The 14,741-nt window shown below is 61.8% G+C and carries 12 protein-coding genes; 3 read left to right on the forward strand and 9 right to left on the reverse strand.

Annotated elements, in window-relative coordinates; all coding sequences use genetic code 11:
- The 5 genes from SB822_RS04485 to SB822_RS04505 form a co-directional block, all read right to left on the reverse strand.
- A partial coding sequence (locus SB822_RS04485) for a transposase DNA-binding-containing protein (protein WP_410854156.1) occupies nt 1–239 on the reverse strand: 239 nt, incomplete at its 3' end.
- 553 nt (nt 240–792) lie between these two features.
- The gene (locus SB822_RS04490; RefSeq protein WP_007587756.1) at nt 793–3,807 is read right to left on the reverse strand and encodes an FAD-binding and (Fe-S)-binding domain-containing protein; all 3,015 of its coding nucleotides are present in this window, start codon (nt 3,805–3,807) and stop codon (nt 793–795) included.
- 39 nt (nt 3,808–3,846) lie between these two features.
- Nucleotides 3,847–4,596, reverse strand: coding sequence for a 2-keto-4-pentenoate hydratase (locus SB822_RS04495; protein ID WP_410854157.1), 750 nt, complete (start codon nt 4,594–4,596; stop codon nt 3,847–3,849).
- 17 nt (nt 4,597–4,613) lie between these two features.
- Nucleotides 4,614–5,900, reverse strand: a complete 1,287-nt coding sequence (locus tag SB822_RS04500) for an MFS transporter (RefSeq protein ID WP_079487650.1) — start codon at nt 5,898–5,900, stop codon at nt 4,614–4,616.
- A 284-nt stretch (nt 5,901–6,184) separates the two neighbouring features.
- Entirely contained in the window at nt 6,185–7,405 is a 1,221-nt protein-coding gene (locus SB822_RS04505) for a pyridoxal-phosphate-dependent aminotransferase family protein (RefSeq protein WP_410854158.1), read from the reverse strand.
- 143 nt (nt 7,406–7,548) lie between these two features.
- Here SB822_RS04505 and SB822_RS04510 point away from each other — a divergent pair, with 143 nt between their 5' ends.
- Nucleotides 7,549–8,274, forward strand: a complete 726-nt coding sequence (locus tag SB822_RS04510; RefSeq protein ID WP_007587762.1) for a GntR family transcriptional regulator — start codon at nt 7,549–7,551, stop codon at nt 8,272–8,274.
- A gap of 54 nt (nt 8,275–8,328) precedes the next feature.
- On the opposite strand, the gene SB822_RS04515 is transcribed toward SB822_RS04510, so the two are convergent.
- From SB822_RS04515 to SB822_RS04530, 4 genes are all read right to left on the reverse strand, one after another.
- Nucleotides 8,329–9,672, reverse strand: coding sequence for an MFS transporter (locus tag SB822_RS04515; protein ID WP_007587766.1), 1,344 nt, complete (start codon nt 9,670–9,672; stop codon nt 8,329–8,331).
- Nucleotides 9,673–9,734: 62 nt separating this feature from the next.
- Nucleotides 9,735–10,682 (reverse strand): hydroxymethylglutaryl-CoA lyase, encoded by a 948-nt coding sequence (locus SB822_RS04520; protein ID WP_410854159.1) that lies wholly within the window; start codon nt 10,680–10,682, stop codon nt 9,735–9,737.
- On the reverse strand, nt 10,679–11,872 hold the full coding sequence (locus SB822_RS04525) for a CaiB/BaiF CoA transferase family protein (RefSeq protein WP_410854160.1): 1,194 nt from the start codon (nt 11,870–11,872) through the stop codon (nt 10,679–10,681). Before SB822_RS04525 ends, SB822_RS04520 begins: the two co-directional genes overlap by 4 nt.
- A 110-nt stretch (nt 11,873–11,982) precedes the next feature.
- Complete coding sequence (locus SB822_RS04530) at nt 11,983–12,909, reverse strand: LysR family transcriptional regulator (protein WP_007587770.1); 927 nt, start codon at nt 12,907–12,909, stop codon at nt 11,983–11,985.
- A gap of 222 nt (nt 12,910–13,131) precedes the next feature.
- On the opposite strand from SB822_RS04530, the gene SB822_RS04535 reads away from it, so the two are divergent.
- Both SB822_RS04535 and SB822_RS04540 read left to right on the forward strand, forming a co-directional pair.
- On the forward strand, nt 13,132–14,247 hold the full coding sequence (locus tag SB822_RS04535) for a porin (RefSeq protein WP_410854161.1): 1,116 nt from the start codon (nt 13,132–13,134) through the stop codon (nt 14,245–14,247).
- 47 nt (nt 14,248–14,294) lie between these two features.
- Entirely contained in the window at nt 14,295–14,645 is a 351-nt protein-coding gene (locus tag SB822_RS04540; protein WP_410854162.1) for a BON domain-containing protein, read from the forward strand.
- Nucleotides 14,646–14,741 lie beyond the last annotated feature (96 nt).

Here is a 14,741-nt window from a genome sequence, read left to right on the forward strand (position 1 = left end):
TCAAGTGTTTGCGCAATGTGGGGCGCGAGGATGCCGTTCGTGTCGACCTGCGTATTATCGAAGAAACGGTAGGCAGCCTTCAGTTCGGCCGGCTTGAGCGATTGTGGAAACGAACCTTGCGGACTGCACGCGAGTCGGCGAGCCAGCGCAACAAGACGCTGCGCCAGGCGCGCATCACCCAGATCAGCCTCGCCAAATTCGGCACTTGCCCAGTCATCTGTCTCGTTCTCGTCGACCAATCCCGACTACCGTTGCGAACAGAATGGGCCAAAGCTAACATCGACATCGACTGTTTACAAGCGATCATTCATTACTCCGCTCGCAAGATGTGGGTAATCCTGAGACTCCGGACCGATAGCGCACGCGTCCCACCATGTAAGAGCGCTAACGTGTACGTCGCGACAACCTACACACCGTTTGCCACCTGGGCGGCACATACCATTCGCTGCCGCTTGCCCTTGTGCGGGTGTGTGAAGTGGGTGAGGCATGTATTCGAAGCGTTGGCAACGAACGCGAACAGAAATGCTGCCGTGTGAAGCTTAAGACCCTTTGGGGGCCCTCAGGCAAGAAGAAAGATTGGCGGTGTTAGCCGCTTTCTTTTGCCTACTTTTCTTTGCGGCGGCAAAGAAAAGTAGGTGCCGCCCCGCACAGGGGCAACGCATGAAGCACGACGGCAATACGCGGATGCCAGCGAAAAGATAAAACACCAAACGGCATACGCAGCAAACACCGCATCGCGAATGCCAGCGAAAAACCAAAACCACCACCCATCGTCGCAGACGAAAAAAACCACTACCTCAAAGCCCGCACCAGAACCCTCGCGACATGCATCGCCCTAACCCCTGCTCCATCAAAAATCTGATGCCGACAACTAGTCCCATCCGCAACCATCAAAGTACGAGCATCGATCGCACGCGCCGCAGGCAACAATGACAACTCACCCATGGCCATCGAAGCCTCATAATGCTCCACCTCATACCCAAAACTCCCAGCCATCCCGCAACACGACGATTCAACGGTCGATACCTTCAACTCGGGAATCCACTTCAACACAGTCTGCACAGGCGAAAAAACATCAAAAGCCTTCTGATGACAATGCCCATGCACCAAAGCCTGGCTCGCGTCGTCAAGCGGCTTCAAATCGAGCTTCAACCGACCAGCCTTGTGCTCACGCACAAGAAACTCTTCAAATAGCATCGCGAGTTTAGACAGACGCTCTGCCTCTTCCCCAAAACCATACTGAAGAAACTCATCCCGCAACGACAGCAAACAAGAAGGCTCCAACCCAACAACAGGCACACCACGCTCGACAAAAGGTCTGAACGCATCGAGCATCCGGCGGGCCTCGTGCTTCGCCTCATCGACGAGCCCTGCCGCGAGGAAAGTTCTTCCACAACAAAGCGGACGCTCGCCCTCAACCGTATTGAAGTGCACGGTATAACCAGCCGCTTCAAGCACCTGTTGCGCAGCGCGTGCATTCTCCGGCTCGATGCTGTTGTTAAACGTATCGACGAATAACAGCACTTCTTTTTGCGCGCTCTGCGCACTCAACGAAGCAGCCTTCACATATCCACTACTCAAAAAAGGCTTCACAAACCGCGGCAACGACCTCTGCGGCGCAAATCCCAACGCCCGCTTGAACCATGGCATATCAGCCGCAAACGAAAACACGCCCGGCATGCGAGCCGCCATCGCCACATAACGCGGCATAAACGCGATCATCTTTTCCCGCAAACGCAAGCCATTCTTCCGCGTCCACGCAGCGCGCGCTTCGATCTTGAACTTCGCCATATCGATGCCCGTCGGGCAGTCGCGCTTGCAGCCCTTACACGAGACGCACAGATCAAGCGTGTCCTTCACGTCCTGGCTAGCAAGCCCTTCATCACCCAACTGCCCCGACAGCGCAAGCCGCAACGTATTCGCCCGTCCGCGCGTCACATGCTGCTCGTCCTTCGTCACGCGATAGCTCGGGCACATCGTCCCCGCATCGAACTTGCGGCAATGGCCGTTGTTGTTGCACATCTCGACGGCCTTCGCGAGACCGCCCGCCAGATCGTTGCCCGTGCCACGCGCAGTCTCCACGCCCGTCATCGGATCGCGCTCCACATTCCAGGTCGACCAGTCGAGCGCAGGCGTCAACGACTGGGCCTTGTAGCCGGGAGCGAAGCGAAAGTTACTCGCATCGTCCATCTTCGGCGGACGCACGATCTTGTCCGGGTTCATCCGGTTGTTCGGATCGAACAGCGCCTTGATCTCGCTGAACGCCCGGTTGATGCGCGGACCGTACTGCCACGCAACCCATTCGCCGCGACACAAGCCGTCGCCATGTTCACCGGAATACGCGCCCTTGTATTCGCGCACCAGCGCCGCCGCTTCTTCGGCAATAGCGCGCATCTTCGTCGCGCCGTCGCGGCGCATATCGAGAATCGGCCGCACGTGCAGCGTGCCGACGCTCGCGTGCGCGTACCACGTCCCTTCCGTGCCGTTGCGATGAAACACCTCGGTCAGCCGGCTCGTGTATTCAGCAAGATGTTCTAAAGGCACCGCGCAATCTTCGATGAACGACACAGGCTTGCCGTCACCCTTCATGCTCATCATGATGTTCAGGCCCGCCTTGCGCACTTCCCACAGCGCCTTCTGCTCGCCTGCGTCAGGCATCTGCACGACCGAGTCAGGCAGACCGAGATCGGCCATCAGTTCGGTGAGTTGCTTGAGCGACGCGAATTGTTCGTCGCGGTTCTCGCCTGCAAACTCGACAAGCAGAATCGCCTCGGGCCTGCCGACCAGCGCCTTCTCGATCACCGGCCGGAACGCAGGATTGCTCATCGCGAGATCGATCATCGTGCGATCGACCAGTTCGACGGCAACGGGCTTGAGCTTGACGATGTGTTGCGTCAGGTCCATCGCCTGCCAGAACGTCGGGAAGTTCACGACGCCCAGCGCCTTATGCGCAGGCAGCGGCACGAGCTTCAGCGTCAACTGGCGGCTGAACGCGAGCGTCCCTTCGGAGCCGACCAGCAGATGCGCGAGATTGGCGAAGCCATCGTCGGTATAGGCGCGCGGATTCTGACAATCGAACAGATCGATGTTGTAGCCCGCCACGCGACGCAACACTTTCGGTACCTGCGCGACGATCTCATCGCGTTCGCGCAACGCTATCGCCTTCACATCTTCGACAATCTGCTGCAGACGCGCGCCCTGCGGCGCATCGCGCAGCGAAGCGAAATGCGCTTGCGTGCCGTCCGCGAGAATCGCGTCGATCGCGTCGACGTTGTGAACCATGTTGCCGTATTCGATCGAACGCGAACCGCACGAATTGTTGCCCGCCATACCGCCAATCGTGCATTGCGCCGCCGTCGATACATCGACAGGGAACCACAAACCATGCGGCTTCAGCCACGCATTCAGGTGATCGAGCACGATGCCAGGCTCGACCGTCACGGTGCGCTTTTCCTTGTCGAACGCGATGACCTGATTGAGCCATTTACTGGTGTCGATCACGAGCGCTTCGCCGACCGTCTGCCCGCACTGGCTCGAACCCGCGCCGCGCGCGAGCAGCGGCACGCGTTCGCTGCGCGCAACGTCGAGCGCGACGAGCAGATCATCCTGATCGCGCGGCACGACCACGCCGATGGGCATGATCTGATAGATGGACGCGTCCGTCGAATAGCGTCCACGGCTTGCGGCATCGAACAGTACATCACCGCGCAATTCCTTGCGCAGGCGGTTCGCAAGCGGCGTGCTCAGGCGCGCCGACGACGGCACGAGGTGAATCGGCTTGACCAGCAGAGAATCGGCGTTCGACATGTGCTTCGGCCTATAAAAAGCGAGGCGGGTAGTACGAAACTATTCGAGCGTGACGCTGACGGGCGCGAGCCCATCGATCTGCCCACGCGCAGTGCCCGCATGCTGCGGAAAGAACATGCCCGTATACGAACCCGTCGTGACGATCATATCGGGCGTCACCGCAATGCGATGATGCTGCGTGCAGTGATTGACCAGCCACGTCAGTAGGCGCCGCGGATCGCCGCACGGATTTGAAGGCGTCGCCTTCACGACGTCCTGCCCTTCGAACGTGAAGCCCAGCGCGGGCGCAACGAACGGAAAATCGCGCCGGTACTTCGTGAACTCGCCGACGATCAACGCACCGTGATTCTGCAAGTCCGCGAGTTGCGCGAGCTTGTCGACGTTCGGCCACTGCGCGAAGCGGCTCGCAACGATTTCGATGGTCGCGGCCATCGAATCGATTGCATCGAGCACTTCGACTTCGTGATAAGCGTTGGTCGACGGCTCGAAATGCCGGCCGAAGCGAAACGCGATTTCCAGTTCGAGGCCCAGCGGCGTGTAATGCGCACGAGGCAGTCGTGCGCCGTCCGCATGCAAATCGGTAGAAGGCAACGGCGCGCCCTGAATCGCGCCTTCAGCGGATTTAGCACCGATCTTCCAGCCGCCGATGCGCGCGCCGCGCATCGCCAGCAACTCGTGCTGGATCGCGTAGGCGGCGCTCATGTCGGCGGGAATCAGTTCGGGCGACAGCGACGCGAGCGTCGTGTGATCGGCGCGTGCGTCGGCAAGTTGTTGAGTCAGCATGGTCATTCAAACGTTAGGGAGGCTCACGTGTTGAAGCGCGTGGCGGGTTGTGCACTCGGCTCTGCGCCGGTTTCGAAACGGCTTTCGGGTTGCATGCGGAACGCAAGCACGACACCGATCGCCATCAGCAGCATGCTGCCCGCGAACGGCAACTCCCAGCTGCCGAACGTATCGATCAGATAGCCCGACAGCACGGGCGAAATGATCGCCGCGAGCGCCGAGCCCGTATTCATCATGCCGCTTGCCGTGCCCGAGTATTCGGGCGCGATGTCCATCGGGATCGCCCACATCGGGCCGATCGTCATTTCGGCGAAGAAGAAGCCCGCCGACAGGCACACCATCGATACATAAAGATTGTGCGTGAGCATCAGCGGCACGAGCGACGCGAGCGTGAGCAGCATGCAGATCGACACCATCCAGCTGCGCGCGCGCCTGAGGTTGCCCGTGCGCTCGAAGACCTTGTCGGTAACGATGCCGCCCAGCGTGTCGCCGATCACGCCCGCGAAGAACACCGCTGAAGCGAATATCGCCGACTTCTTCAGGTCGAGTTGATAGCTATGCAGAAAGTACTGCGGAATCCAGCTCAGGAACAGCCACAACGTCCAGCCATAGCAGAAGTACACGATCGTCACGGGCGCCATGCGCTTGAAGAGCGCTTTCCACGGCACGTTCGCCATCTTCGCTTTGGGCGGCGGCAAGAAGTCGAGTTCTTCCTGCGTAATGCGGCGATGCTCTTTCGGATACTCGGTGAACGTCATCGCCCAGACGACGACCCACAGCAGACTGAACGCGCCGCAGATATAAAACGACTCGCGCCAGCCCCATGTCGTCATCACCAGCACGATCACGCCGGGCGCAACGGCATTGCCGATGCGCGCCGCTGCGTGTGTGATGCCTTGCGCGAAGCCGCGCTTTTCTTTCGCGACCCAGCGCGACATCGCGGCCGTCGCGGCCGGAAACGTTGCGCCTTCGCCGAAGCCGAGCAGCACGCGTGCAAAGAGCAGCGAGACGAGACCGCCCGCGAAGCCCGTCAGCAGCGTCGCGAGCGCCCAGATCGCGCCGCACGCAATCAGCGTGCGCTTCGCGCCGAAACGGTCGCTCACCCAGCCGCCGATGATCTGAAACACGAGATACGGATACGCAAAGGCCGAGAAAACCAGGCCGATTTCCGTATGCGAAAGATGAAACTCCTTGCCGAAACCCGCGGCCGCCGTGCTGACGTTGACGCGGTCAAGGTAGGTGATGAAGTACATGATGCATAGCATCAGTAGAACGATACTGGTCGCACTGGTTACACGAAACCGCTTCATCGTCTGTCTCCGTTGCTGGCGGACGGGGCATTCACACGGCGTGTTCGGCCTTCATGCCGCGCGAGCCGCCGTCCGCAGGGTCTGCCGTTGGCGTTGGTCGCGTTTGTGGTTCGCTTGCGTCTTTGTCTTTCTGTTCGCTGCTGTGCGTCGCGCTGGCCGGGCGCGTGGGTGCTTCGAGGATTGCGTCTGAGATGAAGGAAGCAACGTGTCGCCGTTTGCGCTTCCTTCGTCGTCTGGTTATCGGCAGCTTATGCGGTTGCTTAAGTGGCCAATGAGGCGGCCAATCAAGCGGCTGCTTTGAGCTTCGGTGCGTTCGGCTGCGACATCAGGAACTCCATCGCAGCAGGCAGGCCGCTCGCCGCGACGGGCACGCCCGCGATCTGCAAGCCCATTTCGACGCCGGCAAGCGTCGCCATCAGCGTGAGGTCGTTGCAGTCGCCAAGATGCCCGATGCGGAACATGCGCCCTTTCATCTTGCCGAGGCCCGTGCCAAGCGACATGTCGAAGCGTTCGTAAATGACCTTGCGCACGGCATCGGCATCGACGCCATCGGGCATCATCACGCCCGTCAGCACCGGGCTATACACAGCCGGATCGGCGCATTGAATCTCGAGGCCCCATGCGCGCACCGCACGGCGGCAGGCTTCGGCAAGACGGTCGTGGCGCGCGAATACGTTGTCGAGCCCTTCGCCGAGAATCATGTCGAGCGCCTCGTACAGCCCATACAGGAGGTTCGTATTGGGCGTGTACGGCCAGTAGCCGCTCTTGTTCATTTCGATGATTTCGGTCCAGTCCCAGAACGCGCGCGGCAGCTTCGCCTGCTTGCCCGCTTCGATCGCCTTTGGCGACACGGCGTTGAAGCTGATGCCGGGCGGCAGCATCAAGCCCTTCTGCGAACCCGACACGGTGACGTCGACGCCCCATTCGTCATGACGATAATCGGCGCACGCAAGGCCCGAGATCGTATCGACGAGCAGCAGCGCCGGATGGCCCGCCGCGTCGATCGCGCGGCGCACGGCCGCGATGTCGGACGTCACGCCCGTCGAGGTTTCGTTATGCACAACGCAAACGGCCTTGATCGCATGCTGGGTGTCCTCTCGCAGCCGCGCTTCGATCATTTGCGGCTGCACGCCGCGCCGCCAGCCTTCGATACCCGGCAAGCCCAGAAACTCCGGCTTCAGGCCGAGGTTCTCGGCCATCTTCTTCCACAGCGTCGCGAAGTGGCCCGTCTCGAACATCAGCACGTGATCGCCGGGACTCAGCGTGTTCGACAGCGCCGCTTCCCATGCGCCCGTACCCGACGCGGGATAGATGACGACAGGCTGCTGTGTCTTGAAGATCTTCTTGATGCCGTCCAGCACTTTCAGGCCCAGCGCGCCGAATTCCGGGCCGCGATGGTCGATGGTCGGATAGCTCATCGCCCGCAAGATGCGGTCGGGCACCGGGCTCGGACCCGGAATCTGCAAAAAGTGGCGGCCTGCGGGATGAAAGTCGAGTTTCAGCATCGGTCGATCTCCTCGATTGAATTTTGCATGCAAAAAACTATAACAAACGATTCGTGACAATCCCAAGGCGGTGTTTACCCTCGCAGCCAGCTAGAGGGTTGCATGCTTTAAAATCGGTGCAAATCGTGCTTGAGGATTTTTGTATGCAAAATTCGGACATTGATGCAGGCTTGACACCGCCTCCCCTGATGCCGAAGGTCGAACGCCAGCGTTTGCACGACACGGTGGTCGAACACATCCGGCGCTTCATCGTCGAAGGCACGCTGGAGCCGGGCAAGAAACTGAACGAACGCGAACTGTGCGAAACGCTCGGCATTTCGCGCACGCCGTTGCGCGAGGCGCTGAAAGTGCTCGCGGCGGAGGGGTTGATCGATATCGAGCCGAATCGCGGCGCGTCGGTGTCGAAGATGTCGGAAGCGGAACTGCGCGAGACGTTCGAGCTGATGAGCGGGCTCGAAGCGTTTTCCGGCGAACTTGCGGCGGAACGCATGACGGCCGTCGAACTCACCGAGATCAAGGCGCTGCACTACGCGATGCTCGCGTGCCGCGCGCAGAACGATCTGGCCGGTTACTACAGCCGTAATCAGGCGATTCACGACAAGATCAACGAGGCCGCGCGCAACTCGGCGCTGCGTCAGACGTACATCGCGGTGAACCGCCGCTTGCAGGCGCTGCGCTTTCGCTCGAACTTCCAGATTCCGAAGTGGGACAGCGCGATCCACGATCACGACGAGATGCTCAAAGCGCTGGAGGCGCGCGACGGCAAACGCCTCAGTGCGATCTTGCGGCAGCACTTGCTCGACAAGCGTGATGCGGTGCTGCAGGTGCAGTCGCGCGAAGATGCGGCGGCTGCGAAACTGAAGGCTTAAAAGCAAAACGCACGGCTCGATGCCGTGCGTTTCTTCTATCGCATCACCGACGCGTCACGCGCCAGCGCTCCCCGTATGGTCCTTCTGACGCAGCGATTGCGGCAGGCCGTACAGAATGATCAACGCGCAGACCAGGCTCAACCCGCCGATCACATACAGCGCGGGCGTCGTGCTGCCCGTCACGTCGCGCACGCGGCCCACCATCACCGGGCTGACGATCCCGCCCAACTGACCCAGCGTATTGATCAGCGCGATACCGCCCGCAGCGCCCGCGCCCGTCACGAGCTTCGGCGGCAGCGCCCAGAACGCGGGAATCGAAGCGATCACGCCTGCGCCGAGCACGGCAAGTGCGACGACGAGCATCACCGTCTGCTTGTCGAAGAAGCCCGCAGCAAAGAAGCCGACCGCCGCCATCACGAGCAGTCCGCTCACGAACTTGCGGCGCTCGCCCGATGCATCCGACAAACGGCCCACGATCACCATGCAGATCGCGCCGCAGATATAAGGCACGGCCGTCAGCAGACCGATGATCGTCGGGTTTTGCGTACCTGCGACGCGGATCAGATGCGGTGCCCAAAAATTCAGGCCATAAGAAGCGATCTGAATCAGGAAGTAAATCAGGCCGAGCGTAAGAAAGCCGGGCGTGCGGATCGCGCCGAGCAGCGAGTTGCCATGCGTGGTCGGCTGCGCCTGTTGCGCGATCTGGCTCGACAGATACGTCTTCTCGGCAGGCGACAGCCAGCCCGCGTCTTCGATGCGATCCTTCAGCACCTTGAGCACGAGAATGCCGAGCACGATACAAGGCAAGCCGCCGAGCAGGAACAGCCAATGCCAGCCGCGAATGCCGAACACGCCGTCCATCTGACCGAGCACGAGACCCGAGAGCGGCGCGCCGACCAGACCCGAGAATGCCGACGCGAGAAACAGCAGCGACGTCACGCGTCCGCGATAGCTCGCCGGAAACCACAGCGTCAGATAGTAGAGCACGCCGGGCGCAAAACCCGCTTCCATCGCGCCGATCACGAAACGCAGACCGTAGAACTGCCATTCGTTCTGGACGAACACCATCGCGGCCGTCGCGAGACCCCATGAAATCATGATCCGCGCGATCCACCTGCGCGCGCCAACCTTGTACAGCAGCATGTTGCTCGGCACTTCGAACAGCACGTAGCCGATCACGAAGAGACTCGCGCCGAGGCCGTATGCCGTATCCGAAAAGCCGAGATCGCTTTGCAGCTGGAACTTCGCGAAGCTGATGTTGATGCGGTCGAAGAACGCGAACAGATAGCAGATCATGATGAGCGGCATGAGCCGCCATGTGACCTTCTTGATGATGTCGGCCGCGGCCGCTAGTTTGTCGTCACGGCTGCCCGCCGCGACTGCGCCTGGTGTGCTCATGGTTGTCTCCTTGTTAGCCGGATTCGTCGTCCGGTCGTCGGTGTTGTTCAGTCGGGTGATGTTCAGATAGCGCGCACGTAATCGGGTACGGGATGCACGTCGCAATTGCGGCCCGCTTTCATCAGTTGGCCTGGCACGTCATGACCGAGCAATGCAGGCAGCGTGCGCGACAGCGCGATCAGCTTCGGCAGGTCGATGCCTGTCGGAATGCCGATCTCGTCGCACAGGTTGACGAGGTCTTCCGTGCAGATGTTGCCCGATGCGCCCGGTGCGAACGGGCAGCCGCCCAGGCCGCCGAGCGCCGCGTCGAAACGGCGCGCACCGGCTTCATACGCGGCCAGCACGTTCGCGAGGCCGAGGCCGCGCGTGTTGTGAAAGTGCAGGGTGAGCGCTTCGGCGGGCACGCGTTGCAGCACGCGCTTGACGAGCCGCGCGACCTGGCGCGGATTCGCCATGCCCGTCGTATCGGCGAGCGTGATGCCGTCGATACCCATTTCACGGTACGTATCGACAATCGACACGACGCGGTCTTCGTCGATCTTGCCTTCGAACGGGCAACCGAACGCCGTCGCCACCGTCGCATTCAACGACACGGGGAAATGCTTCGCGAGCCGCACGATATCGCCGAATGCGACCAGCGACGCTTCGCAGCTCATCCGCATGTTCGCGCGGTTGTGCGTCTGGCTCGCGGACATGACGAGATTCAGCTCATCCGCATGTGCATTCAGCGCGCGCTCGGCGCCCTTCACATTCGGCACCAGCGCGACGAAGACCACGCCTGCGCGGCGCTGGATCTGCGTGAATACCGCTTCGCCGTCGCGCAACGCGGGAATCGCTTTAGGCGAGACGAACGAGCCCGCCTCGATGCGCGTGAAGCCCGCTGTCGACAGCTGATCGATCAGCGCGATCTTGTCGGCCGTGTCGACCCATGTCGGTTCGATCTGCAAGCCGTCGCGCGGCGCGACTTCCTGCACGATCAGCTTGTCGAATGTTTCGCATTCGAAGTTCATTGCACGGCTCCTTCGCGGCGCAGCCGCTCGATTTCGCTTTGCTCATAGCCGAGATCAGAGAGCACACTCGACGTATGCTCGCCGAGCATCGGACCTTGCCAGTGCACTTCGCCCGGTGTCTCCGACAGCTTTGGCACGATGCCCGGCATCTTCACCGACGCGCCGCCCGGCAAATCGGCCTTCAGCAACATCTCGCGCGCCTGATAATGCGGATCGGCGACGATGTCGGCCACCGAATAAATGCGGCCCGACGGCACTTCGGCGCGTTCGAGCGCGTCCAGCACGTCGTCGATCGATTGATGGGAGGTCCATGCGGTGATCGCGGCATCGAGCATCGCGCTTTGCGCGACGCGGCCGTCGTTGCGTGCGAGCGCGGGATCGTCGGCGAGATCGGCACGGCCGATCACATGCATCAGGCGCTTGAAGATCGGATCGCTATTGCCTGCGATCACGACAAAGCCGCCATCTTCCGTCCGATATGTGTTTGACGGCGCGATGCCCGGCAGCGCGCCGCCGCTGCGCTCGCGCACATGGCCGAGCAGATCGTATTCGGGCACGAGGCTTTCCATCAGGTTGAAGACGCTTTCGACCAGCGACACATCCACGACCTGTCCATCGCCCTGCCCCGTCTTCACGCGCAGCAGCGACATCAGCGCGCCGATCACGCCATGCAGCGACGCGAGCGAATCGCCGAGACTCACGCCGACGCGAGCGGGCGCGCCATCGACTTCGCCCGTCGTATAACGGATGCCACCCATTGCTTCGCCGATCGCGCCGAAGCCCGGACGATCGCGATACGGGCCCGTCTGGCCGTAGCCGGAAATGCGGACCATCGTGAGCTTGGGATTGATTGCGTGCAGCACGTCCCAGCCGAGGCCGAGCTTTTCGAGCGCGCCGGGGCGCAGGTTTTCGATGACGACGTCGGCATCGGCGGCCAGACGTTTGACTACGTCGGCGCCTTCTTGCGACTTGAGATTCACGCAGATCGACTTCTTGTTGCGCGATTGCAGATACCACCAGAGCGAGGTGCCTTCATGCAGCTTGCGCCATTTGCGCAGCGGGTCGCCCGTTTCGGGTGCTTCGATCTTGATGACTTCGGCGCCGAACTCGGCGAGCAGGCGCGCGGCGAACGGCGCCGCGATCAGCGTGCCGATTTCGACGACGCGAATACCCTGTAACGGACCACTCATGATGCTGTCTCCAATCTTGTTTCAGGTTGGAGACAAGGTTAGAAGGGGCGCCGCCAGAGCGTCCAACCGCATTTCGCCAAGGACCGTTCGCGATCCGCGAACGCTCGGCGCTAAGCCTTGCCGGACAAGGCTTCCACGGAACTCAGATGGTCGAACAACAGCCTCGCGACGGGCGACAGACGCGCCGAATCGCGCGTCACGATGATGAGGCTGCGCTCGGACCATTCGTCTTCGAGCGCGACGGACACGAGGCCCAACGGCCGCCCCATGATGCGATACACGTTCACGGGGAGCACGCCGACGCCCATGCCCGCCTGCACCATCCGGCACACGGCATCGAAGCCCGGCACGTGAATGCGCAGCTTCAGCGCCTTGCCCGCCTGGCGCGCGGCCATATGCGTGCGCGCGTTGATCGAACTGGCCGAATGCAGGCCGACGTGATCGCTGTCGAGCGTTTCCTCGAACGCGACGCTCGCGCGGCCGGCCAGCGGATGGTCGTCGCGCATCACGACGCACAGCGTGTCGTGCCGGTAATGCGTCACTTCGAGGCCGCGCGCATCCGCTTCGCCGGAACAGATGCCGAGATCGGCGAGACTGTCGGCCACGGCCTCGACCACGCCGCCGCTTGGCCGCTCTTCGAGATCGATCTTCACGCGGTCGTTGACGGCGAGAAACGCGCGCAAATCCTCGGGCAGGAACTCGACGATCGCAGAGAGGTTCGCCATCATCCGCACGTAGCCACGCACGCCGCTGGCGTGGCCCGCGAGTTCGATACCGATGTTCTCGATACCGCGCATCACGCGGCGCGCGTGATGCAGCAGCGTTTCGCCCGCGGGCGTGAGCGTCATGCCGCGCGCGTTGCGCTGAAACAGCGTCGCCCCGACGGCCTGCTCCAGTTCGAGCAGCCGCTTGCTCGCTGCGGAGACGGCGATAGCCTCGCGTTCCGCGGCGCGCGTCAGCGTGCCTTCCTCATAAACGGCGATGAACAGTTGCAGCGTGGTGAGGTCGAGGCGGCGAAGCAGGTTCTTAAGGACCATGGCGGCAGTCGGATCGTACTGACAGAATATTCGTAATTGTGCGGCAAATGGCGTCCGGGTGCTCCGAAGTGAGCAATGGTTATCAACAAAGGACGTTTGCGCACCCCCTCGTTCAGGGTAGTTATCCTGATTAATTCGCCTGACACACTGTCGTTCGAAAGGCGGGCGTAAGGACGCTGTCGCACGACGGCCGGCCTGCCTGTTCCATAACGGGAGACATGTATGTGTTCAAGCAGGCGAAGCATGATGGGCGCGATGCTATTCCTGGCCGCGAGCGGGGCTGCGGCGGAAACCGGTGTGACGCTGTACGGCGTGGTCGACGTCTTCGGCCAATACCTGAACAACGGCGGCAAGGGGTCGTGGTCGGAGCGCAGCGGTGGCAACAGCGGCTCGTACTTCGGGCTGAAGGGAACCGAGGATCTGGGTGGCGGCATGAAGGCGGTCTTCAACGTCGAAAATGGTTACAACGTCAACAACGGCGCGTTCTTCGGCGATTCGACCGCGATGTTCTATCGCCAGGCGTGGGTGAGTCTCGCGCACGAAAAATACGGCTCAATCACCTTCGGACGCCAGTATCAGCCGACATTCTGGGCGCTCTATCCGAGTGACCCGTTCCGCGCGAACGAAGTGCTGTCGCCGCTGGCTGCCGCCGCAACGACAGTGGACCGCAACACACTCGCCGTGCAAAGCGCGGGCGGCCGTTCGAGCAACGCCGTCATCTACAAGAGCCCGAACGTGGGCGGCGCGCAGTTCTGGGGCATGTATGCGCTCGCAGCCAGCGTCACCCAGCCGCTGCCGCTATCCACGGGCAACATGCTCGATCTGGCCGCAACCTATTCCGGCTACGGCCTCTATGTCGGACTGGCGTATCAGAACCAGCATCCGGGCTCGAAGACGGTGCCGGGTTTGCCGGCCATGCTTCCGTCGCTGTCCACCGAGCATTTCACGAGCGCGCTCAGCTATCGAGTCGGCATCGTCAATCTGCAATTCAACTACGGCTATCACCGGCCCAAAAATGCGGCCGCCGGGTCCCTCGCCGCGCGGCTCAACGCGGCCCATTCGTTCAGCATCTCCGAGCTTGGCGCGACGATCCAGGCCACACCCGCCGATGCTCTCGAAATCGCGGGCTTCCAGCGCGTCGTGCGCGGCGTGCATGACAACACATGGGGCGTGCAGATCGGCGCGGACCACAGTCTCTCCAAACGCACAGCGCTGTATGCACGCGGCGGCTACATGCGCAACAACGGAACGGCCACGATGAGCTGGCCGGGTGTCGCGGTGTCGGGCCCTGGCACTAGCCAGACACTCGCGGTGGCCGGGATGACGCATCGCTTCTGAGCGCGAATCGCGCCGCTCAACCATTCAATCGATAAAAGGACCGCAAATTGAAGATCATTCGAGCCGCTCATATTGTCGCTGGCGCCATGGCCGTCGCGATGTCGTGTCACGTGTGCGCGCAGGCGAGCAGTGCCGCAAGCGCATCCGGAACGGTGGCGAGCCCGGCCACGGTATCGAGCAAGACAGCTGACCGCGCGCTGCGCAAGCGCGTGCTGACAGCGCTTGCGCGCGCAAAGGGTTTGCGTGCGACGGGCATTACCGTGCGCTCGCACAACGGAGCAATCCTGCTGGAAGGCTGGGTACCCGAAGAGGCGCAACTTGAACAGGCAACGCGCGTCGCTCAAGGCGTGCCCGGCGTGGCTTCCGTGCAGAATGCGCTCACCCTTTCGACCTTCTGAGAAGCGCGATCCATCGGAAGATCTCCAGGCGAGACTGCAACCGATCCTGCAAGGGCGGGCAGTCTGACGTCGGGTCATCCAAGGCCGGGTCTCGTG

This window comes from Paraburkholderia sp. SIMBA_054, assembly GCF_046534875.1.
Lineage (GTDB): Bacteria > Pseudomonadota > Gammaproteobacteria > Burkholderiales > Burkholderiaceae > Paraburkholderia > Paraburkholderia hospita.

Excerpts from the sequence above, each read along its gene's own strand:
- SB822_RS04490 (WP_007587756.1), bottom strand. The coding sequence starts at position 3,807 with ATGTCGAACGCCGATTCTCTGCTGGTCAAGCCGATTCACCTCGTGCCG.
- SB822_RS04495 (WP_410854157.1), bottom strand. The coding sequence starts at position 4,596 with ATGACCATGCTGACTCAACAACTTGCCGACGCACGCGCCGATCACACG.
- SB822_RS04500 (WP_079487650.1), bottom strand. The coding sequence starts at position 5,900 with ATGAAGCGGTTTCGTGTAACCAGTGCGACCAGTATCGTTCTACTGATG.
- SB822_RS04505 (WP_410854158.1), bottom strand. The coding sequence starts at position 7,405 with ATGCTGAAACTCGACTTTCATCCCGCAGGCCGCCACTTTTTGCAGATT.
- SB822_RS04510 (WP_007587762.1), top strand. The coding sequence starts at position 7,549 with ATGCAAAATTCGGACATTGATGCAGGCTTGACACCGCCTCCCCTGATG.
- SB822_RS04515 (WP_007587766.1), bottom strand. The coding sequence starts at position 9,672 with ATGAGCACACCAGGCGCAGTCGCGGCGGGCAGCCGTGACGACAAACTA.
- SB822_RS04520 (WP_410854159.1), bottom strand. The coding sequence starts at position 10,682 with ATGAACTTCGAATGCGAAACATTCGACAAGCTGATCGTGCAGGAAGTC.
- SB822_RS04525 (WP_410854160.1), bottom strand. The coding sequence starts at position 11,872 with ATGAGTGGTCCGTTACAGGGTATTCGCGTCGTCGAAATCGGCACGCTG.
- SB822_RS04530 (WP_007587770.1), bottom strand. The coding sequence starts at position 12,909 with ATGGTCCTTAAGAACCTGCTTCGCCGCCTCGACCTCACCACGCTGCAA.
- SB822_RS04535 (WP_410854161.1), top strand. The coding sequence starts at position 13,132 with ATGTGTTCAAGCAGGCGAAGCATGATGGGCGCGATGCTATTCCTGGCC.